At 64.6% G+C, this 14,470-nt stretch carries 18 protein-coding genes and 1 riboswitch; of the genes, 5 read left to right on the top strand and 13 right to left on the bottom strand.

The genetic code is table 11. The features are described from left to right. The coding region (gene pncB / locus HMPREF2924_RS31405) for a nicotinate phosphoribosyltransferase (protein WP_070621911.1) at positions 1–1,134 on the top strand (1,134 nt) is incomplete at its 5' end. 124 nt (positions 1,135–1,258) lie between these two features. Here pncB and HMPREF2924_RS31400 read toward each other — a convergent pair. The 5 genes from HMPREF2924_RS31400 to HMPREF2924_RS31380 form a co-directional block, all read right to left on the bottom strand. Beyond that, positions 1,259–1,501 carry a hypothetical protein gene (locus HMPREF2924_RS31400; protein ID WP_003134699.1) on the bottom strand — a complete coding sequence of 81 codons (243 nt, stop codon included), beginning with the start codon at positions 1,499–1,501 and terminating at the stop codon, positions 1,259–1,261. Next, a complete protein-coding gene (locus HMPREF2924_RS31395; RefSeq protein WP_003094029.1) occupies positions 1,498–2,202 on the bottom strand; it encodes a lipopolysaccharide kinase InaA family protein in 705 nt (234 codons plus the stop codon). Before HMPREF2924_RS31395 ends, HMPREF2924_RS31400 begins: the two co-directional genes overlap by 4 nt. A 2-nt stretch (positions 2,203–2,204) precedes the next feature. Further along, positions 2,205–2,888: a class I SAM-dependent methyltransferase gene (locus HMPREF2924_RS31390; RefSeq protein ID WP_003094031.1), complete on the bottom strand. Its 684-nt coding sequence runs from the start codon at positions 2,886–2,888 to the stop codon at positions 2,205–2,207. A 79-nt stretch (positions 2,889–2,967) separates the two neighbouring features. Further along, on the bottom strand, positions 2,968–4,248 hold the full coding sequence (locus HMPREF2924_RS31385) for a sensor histidine kinase (protein ID WP_003094037.1): 1,281 nt from the start codon (positions 4,246–4,248) through the stop codon (positions 2,968–2,970). Then, positions 4,238–4,921 (bottom strand): response regulator transcription factor, encoded by a 684-nt coding sequence (locus HMPREF2924_RS31380; protein ID WP_003094039.1) that lies wholly within the window; start codon positions 4,919–4,921, stop codon positions 4,238–4,240. The genes HMPREF2924_RS31385 and HMPREF2924_RS31380 overlap by 11 nt, the downstream gene beginning before the upstream one ends. Before the next feature lie 216 nt (positions 4,922–5,137). On the opposite strand from HMPREF2924_RS31380, the gene HMPREF2924_RS31375 reads away from it, so the two are divergent. Further along, positions 5,138–5,932 (top strand): phosphatase PAP2 family protein, encoded by a 795-nt coding sequence (locus HMPREF2924_RS31375; RefSeq protein WP_003094044.1) that lies wholly within the window; start codon positions 5,138–5,140, stop codon positions 5,930–5,932. Here the strand turns inward: HMPREF2924_RS31375 and HMPREF2924_RS31370 are convergent. Then, positions 5,875–6,204, bottom strand: a complete 330-nt coding sequence (locus HMPREF2924_RS31370) for a DUF190 domain-containing protein (RefSeq protein WP_003094048.1) — start codon at positions 6,202–6,204, stop codon at positions 5,875–5,877. The genes HMPREF2924_RS31375 and HMPREF2924_RS31370 overlap by 58 nt on opposite strands. Before the next feature lie 19 nt (positions 6,205–6,223). Next, the gene (crcB, locus tag HMPREF2924_RS31365; RefSeq protein ID WP_003094051.1) at positions 6,224–6,607 is read right to left on the bottom strand and encodes a fluoride efflux transporter CrcB; all 384 of its coding nucleotides are present in this window, start codon (positions 6,605–6,607) and stop codon (positions 6,224–6,226) included. A gap of 64 nt (positions 6,608–6,671) precedes the next feature. Further along, positions 6,672–6,734, bottom strand: a riboswitch (Fluoride riboswitch). 102 nt (positions 6,735–6,836) lie between these two features. On the opposite strand from crcB, the gene HMPREF2924_RS31360 reads away from it, so the two are divergent. Beyond that, entirely contained in the window at positions 6,837–7,523 is a 687-nt protein-coding gene (locus HMPREF2924_RS31360; protein WP_003134702.1) for a ParB-like protein, read from the top strand. 56 nt (positions 7,524–7,579) lie between these two features. Here HMPREF2924_RS31360 and groL read toward each other — a convergent pair whose 3' ends face one another. The 4 genes from groL to HMPREF2924_RS31340 form a co-directional block, all read right to left on the bottom strand. Continuing rightward, positions 7,580–9,223, bottom strand: a complete 1,644-nt coding sequence (gene groL, locus HMPREF2924_RS31355) for a chaperonin GroEL (RefSeq protein ID WP_003094059.1) — start codon at positions 9,221–9,223, stop codon at positions 7,580–7,582. A gap of 50 nt (positions 9,224–9,273) precedes the next feature. Further along, positions 9,274–9,567, bottom strand: a complete 294-nt coding sequence (locus HMPREF2924_RS31350) for a co-chaperone GroES (protein ID WP_003094064.1) — start codon at positions 9,565–9,567, stop codon at positions 9,274–9,276. A 195-nt stretch (positions 9,568–9,762) separates the two neighbouring features. Beyond that, positions 9,763–10,230: an FxsA family protein gene (locus HMPREF2924_RS31345; RefSeq protein ID WP_003094066.1), complete on the bottom strand. Its 468-nt coding sequence runs from the start codon at positions 10,228–10,230 to the stop codon at positions 9,763–9,765. A 68-nt stretch (positions 10,231–10,298) separates the two neighbouring features. Next, positions 10,299–11,033: a HugZ family pyridoxamine 5'-phosphate oxidase gene (locus tag HMPREF2924_RS31340; RefSeq protein WP_003134706.1), complete on the bottom strand. Its 735-nt coding sequence runs from the start codon at positions 11,031–11,033 to the stop codon at positions 10,299–10,301. Between the two features lie 108 nt (positions 11,034–11,141). Here HMPREF2924_RS31340 and HMPREF2924_RS31335 point away from each other — a divergent pair, with 108 nt between their 5' ends. Beyond that, the gene (locus tag HMPREF2924_RS31335) at positions 11,142–11,900 is read left to right on the top strand and encodes an SDR family oxidoreductase (protein ID WP_003094072.1); all 759 of its coding nucleotides are present in this window, start codon (positions 11,142–11,144) and stop codon (positions 11,898–11,900) included. A 58-nt stretch (positions 11,901–11,958) separates the two neighbouring features. Here the strand turns inward: HMPREF2924_RS31335 and HMPREF2924_RS31330 are convergent, their stop codons facing one another. After that, positions 11,959–12,966, bottom strand: coding sequence for a DUF481 domain-containing protein (locus HMPREF2924_RS31330; RefSeq protein ID WP_003134709.1), 1,008 nt, complete (start codon positions 12,964–12,966; stop codon positions 11,959–11,961). Between the two features lie 114 nt (positions 12,967–13,080). Then, positions 13,081–14,082 (bottom strand): DUF481 domain-containing protein, encoded by a 1,002-nt coding sequence (locus HMPREF2924_RS31325; protein WP_003120893.1) that lies wholly within the window; start codon positions 14,080–14,082, stop codon positions 13,081–13,083. Between HMPREF2924_RS31325 and HMPREF2924_RS31320 the strand changes: the two genes are divergently transcribed. Further along, complete coding sequence (locus HMPREF2924_RS31320) at positions 14,081–14,464, top strand: MGMT family protein (RefSeq protein WP_003094074.1); 384 nt, start codon at positions 14,081–14,083, stop codon at positions 14,462–14,464. The two genes, HMPREF2924_RS31325 and HMPREF2924_RS31320, sit on opposite strands and share 2 nt — an antisense overlap. Positions 14,465–14,470: the final 6 nt, after the last annotated feature.

Raw genomic sequence — 14,470 nt, 5'->3', positions numbered from 1 at the left:
CTGACCATGATGCAGGCGGTGCTGCACAACTATCCCAACGCCGAGGTGGAGTGGGAGTTCCGCTGCCGCAACCAGGAAGACCTGCGCCTGTACCTGCCGGCCATCCGCGAACAACTGGAATACCTGGCGGGCCTGGCGATCAGCGACGAGCAACTGGCCTTCCTCGAACGGATTCCCTTCCTCGCGCCGGACTTCATCCGCTTCCTCGGGTTGTTCCGCTTCAACCCGCGCTACGTGCAGACCGGCATCGAGAACGACGAATTCTTCCTGCGCCTGAAAGGCCCCTGGCTGCACGTGATCCTCTTCGAAGTGCCGCTGCTGGCGATGATCAGCGAGGTGCGCAACCGCGCCCGCTACCCGGCCGCCACCGTCGAGCAGGCGCGCGAACGCCTGCAGGAAAAGTTCGATTGGCTGCGCCGGGAGGCCAGCGCCGAGGAACTGGCCGGCTTCAAGATGGCCGACTTCGGTACCCGCCGCCGCTTCTCCTATCGGGTCCACGAGGCGGTGGTGAGCGGTCTGAAGGAGGACTTTCCGGGCTGCTTCGTCGGCACCAGCAACGTCCACCTGGCACGCAAGCTCGACCTCAAGCCCCTCGGCACCATGGCCCACGAATGGCTGATGGCCCACCAGCAGCTCGGTCCGCGCCTGATCGACAGCCAGAGTGCCGCGTTGGACTGCTGGGTCCGCGAATACCGTGGGCTGCTCGGCATCGCGCTGACCGACTGCATCACCACCGATGCCTTCCTGCGCGACTTCGACCTCTATTTCGCCAAGCTCTTCGACGGCCTCCGCCACGACTCGGGCGACCCGTTGCTGTGGGCGGAAAAGACCATCGCCCACTACCTCAAGCTGGGCATCGACCCGCTGACCAAGACCCTGGTGTTCTCCGACGGCCTCGACCTGCCGCGGGCCCTGAAGATCTATCGCGCGTTGCAGGGCCGGATCAACGTCAGCTTCGGCATAGGCACGCATTTCACCTGCGACCTGCCGGGCGTCGAGCCGATGAACATCGTGGTGAAGATGAGCGCCTGCAACGGCCATCCGGTGGCAAAGATCTCCGATACGCCCGGCAAGGCGCAATGCCGGGACCCTGACTTCATCCACTACCTCAAGCACGTGTTCCAGGTCGCCTAGAGCAAGCCTGGCGCGCCGCGGCAAGGTGGCGCATGAGGCCTGGTCCTTATTCGGCCCATGCCTCCGACGATCTCATCGCCCATGAAAAAGCCCCGCCAAGGCGGGGCTTTTTCGACAAGGAGACTCAGCGCGACAGGCTGGCTCCCCCCTGGGAAAGACCGAACATCAGCAGCAGGATGTCCTTGTTCGGCTGGACCTCCTGGCGCGTCGGCCGCTCGGCCTTGAGCACCGAAGGCGTCGGGCAGTACTCATGACCGCCGTTCATCTGCACCACGTTCGGCGCGGGTTCGTGCCAGGCGGCAGCCGCGGCTGTAGCCACGGCGAGAGCGCCGACCAGCAACAAACCTCGAGTGATTTCTAATTTCATGTCTGCAACCCTTTGATGGCGCTGCCAAACGCCGTCTGGTAACCATAGATGAAGGCTTGCCACTGCGCGCCAGTCCACGACGAACGGCGCTTCAACTGCTTCAGGTCGTGCTGGGACGCCTTGTTCACCGTAAGGCGGCGGCGGCTCTTCTCCAGGTCGATCAGCGCTACTTCGATGGCCTCGCCCTCGACGCGGACGAAGATGTGCTTCGGATAGAGACAACCGTGCTGCCAGTGGGCGAGATTCATCCGGGCAATGGTAGCGCCGATTTGTTGCAGAATTCTTTGGTGCTTCGCTTCGCCCCAGCGGTCCTGGTCACCGCGCGCATAGCACTCGTCGAGGCTGGAGAAACCCTCCAGGGCTTCGGTCACCAGCAGCGCCTGCCATTGTCCGTCGACCTTGCGGCAGCCGGAATAGACCAGGCGCGGCACGCGAATACCAAGCGACTCGAAGGCCCGTAGCGCATCGCGCTCGCGCATGGCGGTGGGATAGCCGAAAGGGCGCTGCCAGTCGCGGTAGACGTGGCCGGTCTGCTGCTTGCGATAGAGCAGCCGTCCATCGCCGGTGTACACCCGCTGCACGCCGCTGGCCCCGCCGCGCCGCTCGTTGGGCTCCTCGACCCAGCTGCCGGGTACCTGCAACCACTGGTCGATGGCGGAGTCGCCGGAGATACGTTGCAGGGATGCCAGATCGGGAGCCATCGTTATTCCTTTCGCAAGATATAGACCCGCCACATGTGATACAGCGGGATGAAATCGAGATGCTTCTGGACGACGAAGCCGGCGTCGCGGAACTCGCGCTCGACCGTTTCGGCTGGTAACACGAAGCGGTTCTGGTAGCCGGTCTGTTCCCCGTTCGCTACCCGCCGTGCCTCCATGCGCCTACGCTTCCAGGCCTTGAAATTGCCATCGACCCAGAGGGAAAGAATCACGCTGTCCCGCGTGACCCGGTGAAACTCGCGGAGCAGGACGCGTCGATCATCCGCCTCGCCGATGTGGTGGAGCAGCCGCATGCAGAAGATATTGTCCACCGAGCTGTCCGGCAGGTCGATGGCGAAAGCGGAAGTCTGCAAGGGCCGTACCCGTTTCACTACACCGTCCGGCTGGCCGGCGCAGGCGACCGCCAGCATGTCCGCGGAATTGTCGGCGCCGATGATCACCCGGTTGTCCTTTTCCGCCAGCAGCGGCCAGAAGCGTCCGGCGCCGCAGGGCAGGTCGAGCACCAGGTTGGGCTGCCCCGCGAGCTTCAGCGCGTGCCGGGCGAGTTGGACGTCGCGCCGGTGGGAAAGTTTCCGGGCGAGGCCGTCCTGATGCTTCTTCAGGTAGGCCTCAGCATGCTCGCGATCATACTTGTGAGAAAAGTCGAGGTCGACAGGCGGATTGTTCATGACGGGAACTCCAGGATTCATGAGACGAACGGTATGAATCCAGCCGTCAAGCTCGGGTCAAGGGGTGGTGAATTTTTCGTCAAGCAACATCGAGTAAAACTTCGAACCGGCAGCCGTGCGGCTCCACCGCGCTGAGGGTTACGCTCCAGCCCTCGGCCGCGCAGATCCGCTTCACCAGCGAGAGCCCGAGGCCAAGGCCTTCGCCGCGCCCGGAGCTGGAACTGCCGCGAACGAAGGGCATGAAGATGCGTTCGCGTTGTTCTTCCGGGACGCCCGCCCCGGTGTCCTCGACGCTGAAACCATGCTCGTCGAGGGTCAGCGTGATGCTCCCGGCATCGGTGTAGTGGGTCGCGTTGCGTAACAGGTTGCCCATCACCGCGCGCAGCAGTGGCGCGTTGAACTGGCCGGCGCAGGCACCTTCGTTGCGGTAGTGCAGGGTCAGTCCTCGCGCCTCGACCTGTTCGCGCCAGACCTGGACCAGGTCGTCGGCGATGCTCTCCAGGCTACCGTGGGGCGCCAGGCTTTCCTCGCCCTTCTGCGCACGCGCCAGCAACAGGAAGGTTTGCACCAGGTCGCGCATCTCCTCGGTGGCCTTGGTCATCCGCTCCAGTTGGCCACGGGCGCGCGGGCCGAGGCTGGGTTCTTCGGCCAGCAGTTCGCATGAGGTGGCGATGACCATCAACGGCGTACGCAACTCATGACTGACGTCGCTGGTGAACAATTGCTCGCGCTTGAGCGCGTCGCGCAGGCGGCCAAGGGTCTCGTCGAAGGAAGCGGCCAGCTCGCCGACCTCGTCGTTGGCGTAGTCCGGCGCCAACGGCGGCGCCAGACCGAGCAACTGTTCGCGATGCCGCACCTGGCGCGCCAGGCGCACCACCGGCTCCATCACCTTGCGCGCGAGCATCCAGCCAAGCAGGCCGGCCAGGGCGATGCTCAGCACGTAGCCGGTCAGCACCGAGGCGTAGAGCACCTGCTCGCGCGCTTCGAAATCGCTCTGGTCCTGCAGCAGGACGAAACGGCGACCATCGATATCGCGCACCAGCGCATGGAACGACAAGTCGCCCTCGAACACTTCGTGGAAACCGACATCCAGTTGGTCCAGCGCCGGCGGCATGGCGTAGGAGCCCTGGCCGTCGCTGATGAAGAAGCGCATGCCGGGATCGAGCACCGGGTTGCGTCCCTGGGCCAGGTCGTCGCGCAGGATGCGCTCCAGTTCGCCGCCCAGGTCGCGGGAAATCAGGCGCTCCTCGATGATGTGGACCACGCCGACGATGCCGGCGGAGAACAGTCCCCCCACGGCGACCGTCATCAACATGAAGGCGATGACGATCCGGCGGGCGAGGCTCTGCTTATACTCCATTCGGCTCCTCCGCCAGGCGGTAGCCGACGCCATGCACCGTATGCAGCAAGGCCACGGAGAATGGCTTGTCGATCACCTGACGGAGTTGATGGACGTGGCTGCGCAGGCTGTCGCTGTCCGGGCAGTCGTCGCCCCAGACCGCTTCCTCCAGGGCATCCCGGCGCACCACATGGGGGCTCTTCTGCATCAGCACGGCGAGCAGCTTGAGGCCGATCGGGTTGAGCTTGAGCGACTTGCCCGCGCGCTTGACCTCCAGGGTGTCCAGGTCATAGCTCAGATCGGCCACGCTCAGCTCGCGGCGGCCGCCACCCTGGGCGCGACGCAGCACCGCCTCGATGCGTGCGGAAAGTTCGGAAAGGGCGAAGGGCTTGACCAGGTAATCGTCGGCGCCGGAACGAAACCCCTGCAGGCGGTCGTCCAACTGGTCGCGGGCGGTGAGCATGATCACCGGGGTGTCGCGCCGTGCGTCTTCGCGCAGGCGCCGGCACAGGGCATAGCCGTCGATTCCCGGCAGCATCACGTCGAGCACGATCAGGTCGTAGTGCTCGGTGGCCGCCAGGTGCAGGCCGGACAGCCCGTCCTGCGCGCAATCCACGGTATAGCCCTTGAGCGACAGGTAATCGGCCAGGTTGGCCAGGATGTCGCGGTTGTCTTCGACCACCAGTATTCGCATGTCCCACTCCTTCGCAGGAAGACCGATCGAGCGCCTCTCGCGCATTTACGGATTCTTCACCGGCGATTCACACCGGCTCTACGCTCGCCACCAGAGACTGCATGGCGTCTTCCATGGCCGCCGATCATAGCGGCTTTGCGGATGCGCACGAACCCCGGCGGTGGATTTAACCAGCGTCGAAGTCAAGAGAACGTCAACGCCAGCGTTGGAGATCGCATGACCCAGGCCGCCGTCCATTCCCCTTCCCGTCCATTCAACCCCTGGCTGTTCCTCGCCCTGCCGCTGGGCCTGGCGGCACTGCTGCTGGCCTTCGAGCCGGTGACCCTCGACCTCGCCCTGGCCAACCTGATGTACGACCCGGGCGCCGGCTTCATCGGCCGGCACAGCTGGTTCCTGGAGAACATCCTGCACGACCGGGTCAAGCAACTGGTGATCGCCATCAGCGTCCTCGGCCTGCTGGTCTCCATCGCCGGACTGTTCCACCGGCCATGGCGCGCACTGAGCAGGCCGCTGGCCTATGTGTTCCTCGCCATGAGCCTTGCAGCCAGCATAGTCACTCCGCTCAAGGCGCTCACCGCCGTGCAGTGCCCCTGGAGCCTGGCGCAGTTCGGCGGCGAGGAAACCTACAGTTCGCTGCTCAGCCCGCGGCCGCCGACCGAGCACCCCGGACGCTGCTGGCCGGGCGGGCACGCATCGTCCGGATTCGTCCTGTTCGCGCTGTTCTTCGCCCTGCGCGACCGCAAGCCCAGGCTGGCGCGCTACGCCCTGGCCTTCGCCTTCGCCATGGGCTGCCTGCTGTCGCTGTCGCGCATGCTGCAAGGTGCGCACTTCCTCTCGCACAACCTGTGGACGATGCTGTTCGACTGGCTGATCTGCCTCGGCCTGTACCGCCTGATGCTCTACCGACCGGAGAAGCGAGGACAGCGCAACGGCGGCGCCGACGAAAACCGCGTTCAGGGAGACGGTTCGTCCGCTCCGAGCACGCCGAACTCGATGGGCACCTTCATGTAGAACAGCCGCACGCCGGCCTGGCGGATCGACTCGAACAGCCGTTCTGCCTGCTCGGGATCGACCGCCATGAGGATTTCCTGCGGCTGGTCGGCCAGCTCGAAGAAATGCATCGAATGCAGCCGGCCGCTCTGGCCGAAGCCTTCGCTGGCAGCCAACGCGGTGGCACCGCGCACGCCCAGGCGGCGCGCCTCTTGCAGCAGCCAGTCGCAGATCGGCTGGCCCTGGTGGCAGCGCCCCTGCTGGGTGATGAAGGTCAGTTGATAGCCTTGCATGGTCGGTCCTCCCGCTGCGCTATTTGCCCAGCATCCAGTTCATCGAGAACAACCCCAGCAGAGTCATCAGCAACGAGCCGCTGACGTGCGTCGCGATGGCCCCGGCGGCCCAGCCCAGGCGGCCCTCCTGAAGCAGGCTGACGACCTCGGCGGAAAAGGTGGAGAAAGTGGTCAGGCCGCCGCAGAACCCGGTGATGATCAGTAGCCGCCATTCCGGAGCGATGCCCGGCGCCTGGGCGAAATAGGCAATCGCCGCGCCGATGACATAGCCGCCGACCAGGTTGGCCAGCAGCGTGCCGGGGGGAATGCTGGGCAGCAGGCTGTTCAGCTTGAGCCCGAGGAACCAGCGCAGCAACGCCCCCAGGGCGGCGCCGAGGGCGATGGCGAGAATGGATTTCCACATAGTCCTGTCCTTGTAGGAGCGATTCGGACAGGCGGCAGGCGAGCGCCTACGCGCCTTTCCAGGTTCATGCGTAGGCATCATCAGCCCCAGGGGCGGTTGAAGGAGGAATGCCATCTCCTGTCGGCAAGATTGGCACAAAGCGAGGCACCTATCAAAGGCCGGAGTACGCCGGATCGCCCGAAGCGTGCCAGTCTAGGGAACCTTTCCCCTTCCTTCGCCGGAGTCCCCCATGCGCCCAGCCCTGCTGCTTTGCTGCCTGTTCCTGTCCGCCACAGCCCAGGCCGAGGATTGCTCGCCGCAAACCTCTGTCGGTAGCTGGTGCGAGCTGCCGCTCGCGGCTCTCCACCCGACCCAGCAGAATGTCGGCCTGCTGCAGGTCGAGGATGACCAGGCCAAGCTCGCCGGGAAGAAGCCCAAGGCTCTCGAGCGCTACTTGCGCAAGAAGGAGATTCCGGTGGTGATCGGCCCCGGCGGCCGCTTCTACCTCACCGATCGCCATCACCTGAGTAGCGCGCTCTGGCGCCTGGACCCGAAACAGGACGTACCGGTGAAGGTGATCGGCCGGCTCCCCCAGGCCGCCGACTTCTGGGAGAAGATGCAGGAAAACCACTGGGTCTGGCTGCACGATGCGCGTGGCGCGGAGATCCCGCCCGAGGCGCTGCCGGACGCTCTCGCCGGGCTTGGCGACGATCCCTACCGCGCCCTGGCCGGCTACGCCGAGGACGAGAACGCCTTCGACAAGGATCGGCAGAGCTATTTCATCGAATTCCACTGGGCGCGCTATTTCGGCGAACGCATGCACTGGCGGCCGATCAGCCGCGCCACTCTGCCCGACGACCTGAAGCAGGCGCTGCGCCTGGCCTGCGAACCGGCGGCAAAGGAGCTGCCGGGCTACCGCCAGGACTGCCCGCGCTGAGGAATAAAAAAAGCCCCGCCGAAGCGGGGCTTTTCCAACCACAGGGGCCGGTCGGCTTACATCATGCCGCCCATGCCACCCATGCCGCCCATGTCAGGCATGCCGCCCATGGCCGGCTTGTCTTCCACGATCTCGGCAACCATGGCTTCGGTGGTGATCATCAGACCGCCGATGGAGGCCGCAGCCTGCAGAGCGGAACGAGTGACCTTGGCCGGGTCCAGGATGCCCATCTCGATCATGTCGCCGTACACGCCGGTAGCAGCGTTGAAGCCGTAGTTGCCGGAACCCTGCTTGACCTTGTCGACCACTACGCTCGGCTCGTCGCCGGCGTTGGCCACGATCTGGCGCAGCGGCGATTCGACGGCGCGACGCAGCAGGGCGATACCGACGTTCTGCTCCTCGTTGTCACCCTTCAGGCCTTCGATGGCTTGCAGGGCACGAACCAGGGCTACGCCGCCGCCGGGAACCACGCCCTCTTCCACCGCCGCACGGGTAGCGTGCAGGGCGTCTTCGACGCGGGCTTTCTTCTCTTTCATCTCGACTTCGGTGGCAGCGCCTACCTTGATCACGGCAACACCGCCGGCCAGCTTGGCCAGGCGCTCTTGCAGCTTCTCGCGGTCGTAGTCGGAAGTGGTTTCCTCGATCTGCTTGCGGATCTGCAGGACGCGGGCTTCGATATCAGCCTGCACACCGGCGCCATCGATGATGGTGGTGTTTTCCTTGTTGATCACGACGCGCTTGGCGTTGCCCAGGTGCTCCAGGGTAGCGCCTTCCAGGCTCAGGCCGACTTCTTCGCTGATCACGGTACCGCCGGTGAGGATGGCGATGTCCTGCAGCATGGCCTTGCGGCGGTCGCCGAAGCCCGGAGCCTTGACGGCCGCGACCTTGACGATGCCACGCATGTTGTTCACCACCAGGGTGGCCAGGGCTTCGCCCTCGACGTCCTCGGCGACGATCAGCAGCGGACGGCCGGCCTTGGCGACGGCTTCCAGCACCGGCAGCATTTCGCGGATGTTGGAGATCTTCTTGTCGACCAGCAGCAGCAGCGGGCTATCCAGCTCGGCAGCCATGGTGTCCGGCTTGTTCACGAAGTAGGGGGACAGGTAGCCGCGATCGAACTGCATGCCTTCGACGACGGACAGTTCGTTTTCCAGGCCCGAGCCTTCCTCGACGGTGATCACGCCTTCTTTACCGACTTTTTCCATGGCTTCGGCAATGATCTGGCCGATGGACTCGTCGGAGTTGGCGGAGATGGTGCCTACCTGGGCGATGGCCTTGGTGTCGGCGCAGGGCTTGGCCAGCTCTTTCAGCTGGGCGACGATGGCCACGGTGGCCTTGTCGATGCCACGCTTCAGGTCCATCGGGTTCATGCCGGCGGCAACGGCCTTCAGGCCTTCGTTGACGATGGCCTGGGCCAGGACGGTCGCAGTGGTGGTGCCGTCACCGGCAGCATCGTTGGCCTTGGAGGCAACGTCTTTCACCAGTTGCGCGCCCATGTTCTCGAACTTGTCTTTCAGCTCGATTTCCTTGGCGACGGAAACGCCATCCTTGGTGATGGTCGGAGCGCCGAAGGACTTGTCCAGAACCACGTTGCGGCCTTTCGGGCCGAGGGTGGCCTTGACGGCATCGGCCAGCACGTTCACGCCGACCAGCATTTTCTTGCGAGCGGAATCGCCGAACTTAACTTCTTTGGCAGCCATGTTCTCTTTCCTCTAAATCGAATTCGGTGAAAACGGAGTGGTGAGACCGATCAGTCTTCCAGGACGGCGAGGATTTCGGACTCGCCCATCACCAGCAGTTCCTCGCCATCGACCTTGATGGCGTTGCTGCCGGAGTAAGGCCCGAAGACCACCTTGTCGCCCACCTTCACTGCCAGAGCGCGCACTTCGCCGTTGTCCAGTACACGACCGGTACCTACGGCTACCACTTCACCGCGGTTCGGCTTCTCGGCGGCGGAACCCGGCAGCACGATGCCGCCTGCGGTCTTGGTCTCTTCCTCGCTGCGACGGATAACGACGCGATCATGCAGAGGACGAAGCTTCATAGTCGTAACTCTCCCAAACAGTGGTTTCCAACGGCCGGATCGAAGTCCGGCGGGTTTTGTTGAAGCCGGCGTTGCCGGGTTGCGACTCGACGCGCGAGCCGCGTAAGACAGCCTGCCCTTGTGGCAGGGACCTTGCGGTGACCGTTACATAAGGTCGCCACAAGCCATTTCAAGGGCATGCAGTGAAAATTTTTTTCAGTTGCGCGAATCGTCGCGGCGCTCGTACTCACCCTCGATGACGTTCGGCCGCGACGGCCCCTGTCCGTAGCGGGCGTTCAGGTCGTCGGCGAAGGCGCGCCGGCGCAGCGCCTGCTGTTCGACGCGGCGGCGCAGGCCGCCGAGCATCAGGCGACGGGTGAAAGGAATCAGGCAGAGGATGCCGAAGATGTCGCTGATGAAACCCGGCAGCATCAGCAGGCCGCCGCCGACGGCGATCAACAGGCCTTCGAGCATTTCCTGCTCCGGCAGTTCGCCACGGGCCAGTCGTTCGCGGGCGCGCCAGGCGGTGGCCACACCGGCCACGCGCAACAATGCGGCACCGATGAAGGCGCTGGCGACGATCAGGAACAGGGTCCAGCCGACCCCGATGACACTGCCGACCTTGATCAGGACGGCCAGCTCGACCAGCGGGAAGAGCAACAGCAGAAAGAGGAAAGCGCGCATTTCAGAGTCCTTGGCGGGGCCCGTTTGCCCCCGGTACCACCAGTAGTTGGCGCCAGCCGGGGAAGAATTCAACCCTGCTCCGGCTCGACGGTCGGCCAGCGCTCGGCCCTGGCCAGTTGCACCAGCGCCTGGCGCACGGCCCCGGGGTTGCCGCAGGCGGCGGGGAACGGCAGCCAGTGCAGGCCCTGGCCGATGCGCAGGTGGAAACCTTCTGTATCAATTCCCGCCAGCCGTGCCGCGGCATGCGCCGGCAGTCCGGCCAGTTCCACATAGTGGGCGATGGCGGCGGCGTGGTCGTTGTTCATGTGCTCGACCATGCCGCGCTCGGCTTCTCCGGCGAACGGATTGGCCAGCGGCACGCGCTCGGCGGCCAGCCAGTGGATCGCGCCGAAACCGCCGATGAAACGCCACTGGACCGGCTGCAGCACCCAGAAATCGAAATCGTGGACCCGATGGTAGTCGGCGGACTCGGGGAAATAGCGGTAGTAACGCTCGGCCGCCGCGGCGACCTCCTCCTCCGCCAATTGCCGCGCCTCGGCCAGCAGGGTGAGGCGGCCGACAGCCTGGATATCCTCGGCGCCGCGCTCGCCTACCAGCATCGAGCAGCGCGGGTCCGCCTGCAGGTTGTGGGTGTGCTGGGCGATCCGGCTGATCAGGATCAGCGGCCGGCCTTCGGCATCCAGGCAATAGGGAACCACCGAGCCGAAGGGAAAGCCCGGCCATTTCTTCGAGTGGGTGGAAAGGACCGCACGGTATTCCTTGAGCAGCAATTCTCGGGCATTCTTTGCAGCTTCAACGCTCAATTTATGACTCCTTGCATAGAATCCGTCGTAAACGGACGGGCATATCAAAGTACGTTCGCAGGTGCCGGCAAGGTCCGCTTCCAGAAACTGCTCGTGGGGTTCCAAGCAATGCAATTGAAAGACAAGGTCATCATCATCACCGGCGGCTGCCAGGGGCTCGGTCGGGCAATGGGCGAATATCTCGCCGGCAAGGGCGCCAGGCTGGCCCTGGTCGATCTCAACCGCGAACGTCTCGACGAAGCCGTCGCTGCCTGCAAGGCCGCCGGCGGCGACGCTCGCGCCTACGTGTGCAACGTGGCGGACGAGGAACAGGTTACCCACATGGTGGCCCAGGTCGCCAGCGACTTCGGCGCGATCAACGGCCTGGTCAACAACGCCGGCATCCTCCGCGACGGCCTGACCATCAAGGTCAAGGACGGCCAGTTGAGCAAGATGAGCCTGGCCCAATGGCAATCGGTGATCGACGTCAACCTCACCGGTGTGTTCCTTTGCACCCGCGAAGTGGCGGCGAAGATGATCGAGCTGAAGAACGAAGGCGCGATCGTCAACATTTCCTCGATCTCCCGCGCCGGCAACATGGGCCAGGCCAACTACTCGGCAGCCAAGGCCGGGGTCGCCGCGGATACCGTGGTCTGGGCGAAGGAACTGGCGCGCTACGGCATCCGCGTGGCCGGCGTGGCGCCGGGCTTCATCGAGACCGAGATGACCGCCGGGATGAAACCCGAGGCGCTGGAGAAGATGACCGCCGGCATCCCTCTGAAGCGCATGGGCAAGCCGGTGGAGATCGCCCATTCGGTGGCCTACATCTTCGAGAATGACTACTACACCGGCCGCGTTCTCGAACTGGACGGCGGCCTGCGCCTGTAGGCCCCGGCCCGGCAAGGAAAAAGCCCCGCTATCGCGGGGCTTTTTCGTGCAGGCCGGCTTACCAGCCGACCCCGAGGCCGAAGGTATAGCGGCGCTGGTTGACGTTGCCGTCGTTGCCGCTGAACTTGTCCCATTCCGCCTTCATGCTCAGCGAAGCCCAACTGGTCAGCTTGTAGCGGATCCCCGCCTCGGTCTGCAGCTCGTAGTCCAGGCCGGATTGCAGCGGCTTGCTGACCTCGCCGTTGGTGAACAGCTCGAACTGCTTGGCCAGCAGGTAGCGGTTGTAGTCCCACTTGAAGCTCGACGAATAGAAGTGTTCCTTCTCGCCGTCGGCGAACTCGTAGTCGTTGCGGTTGACCAGGGTGGCAATGGAGAACGCGCCCAGCTCGTTGTCCCAGAACTGGTAGCCAGGGCCGGTACCGACGGTACGCTTCTTCGCCAGGTCCTCGATCATGTCGCGCTTGTAGGCGACCTGGCCCTGCCAGAACCAGTGGTCGTCGATGAAGCGGTCCAGCGCGTACTGGCCGGAATAATTGTCGGTGCTGACCAGGCCGTTCTTCTTCTCGCGGTTGTACTCGCCCTGCACGTTGTGGCGCCAGAGTCCGTGGCGGGCGTTGGTCTTGAAATCGATGTCGTAGTCGGACACATCGTTCTCGGCCTGCTTGCGATCCAGCGAGAAATCGACGTTGCCGTTCCATACCCAGTCCTGGAGGATCGGCTTGGGCGGCATCATCTGCTGGATGCTGGCCAGCTCCACGGTCTTCGGCTCGCCATTGACCAGGGTCACCTGGCCCGGCCCGGCGGCCCTGATGCCCTTGGAATGCTCGCCGGTCTCGGCATCCTGCTTGACCAGCAGGTTCTGCTCGCTCTCGAAGGTGGAGATCTTGTCCCACTTGAGCGTGATGTCGCCGCCATAGTCGGTCTTCAGCAGCAGCTTGCCGCCGTCGAACAGGGTGATCTTGCCGGTAAGGCGGTCACCGTTCTTCATCCAGACCGTATCGGCAAGGGCTGAGGTGGAACTTGCAAGGGCAGCGAGGCACAGCAGGATTCTCGACAACATGAGCACAAATCAACTGAGTTGGGTTCGAAGAGGCCGGCATTATCCAAATGCCGGGCGGCAGAGCAAGGACCGGGGCACGGGCGGTAAAGTTCAGCCGGATCGACCGAAAGGTGAGCCGCGTCACCAGCCGACGCCGACCCCGATCAGGTAGTGCCGGTCGGACTGGGTGCCCCCCTCGGTGCGCAACTGGTCCAGTTCATAGAGGAACGAAAGACGCGCCCAACTGTTCAGGCGATAGCGCAGGCCGTATTCGCTGTCGAGCAGGTAGTCGATCCGCTCGATGCCGGGAACCAGCACGGTTCCCTTGCTGTACAGCTCCAGCCGGGTGCCGGCGAGCAGCCGCTTGTAGTCCCACTCCAGCGAATAGGAGGTGAAATCCTCGCGCGGCTGATCGCGCCACTCCAGTTGCCAGCGACTGATCTCGGCGACCAGGTCGAAACGCCCGAGTTCGTCGTCCCAGAACTGGTAGCCGGGGCCGGTTCCCAGCGCGCTCTGGCGCTCCAGGTTGTCGATCGCATCGTGCTTCTGCGAATAGCTGCCGCGCCAGAACCAGTGTTCGTCGAAGAAGCGATCGAGGTCGTAGTCCAGCTCCCAGTTGTCCTCGACCTTGCGCCCGTCCTTCTTTTCCCGCTCCACTTCCCCCGCCAGCACGTGGCGCCAGGCACCGTGGCGAAGCCGGGTATCACCCTTGAGCTTCCATTCGTCCTTGTCGCTGTCGTTGCGCTTGCTATCCAGCTTGACGTCGAGATTGCCCTCCCAGACCAGGTCCTCCACCAGCGGTCGCGGCGGCACCATCTGGCGAATACTGGCCAGCGGGACGGTATGGCTGCCGCCATCGACGATCCGCACCATGCCCTTGCCCGCCGCCTCCAGGGTTCGGCTACGCTGCCCGGATACGCCCTGCTGCTTGATCAGCAGGGGTTTGTCGGAACTGATGGTGTCGATATCCTTCCAATCGATCAGCACCTGGCCGGCATAACGGGTCTTCAGCGCCAGCTTGCCGCCGTCCATCAGCACGATCTCGCCGGACAGGCGGTCGCCGTTGTCCAGCCATACGGTGTCGGCCAGCGCGGGGCCGGCCAGGAGCATCACGACGATTGAACAGAGGGCTCTGAGCGACATGGGCGTTCACAAGGCGGACAGGAAAGGGAAAACCGATGAGCATGCCTGGGCCGGCAGCGACCCGGCAAGTGCCCAGGCGCGCCGCGAGGCCCTGTACCTGGTGCTGGCGCAGGTGCCGCCGGGGCAGGTGGTCAGCTACGGGCAACTGGCCGAACTGGCCGGCCTAGGCCGCGCCGCCCGCTGGGTCGGCAGGACGCTCAGCCAGTTGCCGGTGGATACCCGCCTGCCCTGGCATCGGGTTCTCGCCGCCGGCGGTCGCATCAGCCTGCCGGCGGACAGTCCCGGCGGTCGCGAACAACGCGCACGCTTGCGCGAGGAAGGCGTTCTCCTGCACAACGACAGGGTGGACATACGTCGGCATGGCTGGCTTACAGCGAAGTAGAGCGGT

The organism is Pseudomonas sp. HMSC063H08 (assembly GCF_001813645.1).
In the GTDB taxonomy this organism is placed as follows: domain Bacteria; phylum Pseudomonadota; class Gammaproteobacteria; order Pseudomonadales; family Pseudomonadaceae; genus Pseudomonas; species Pseudomonas aeruginosa.
Note: the sequence above shows the minus strand (reverse complement) of the source record. Positions and strands in the feature narration are given on the sequence as shown.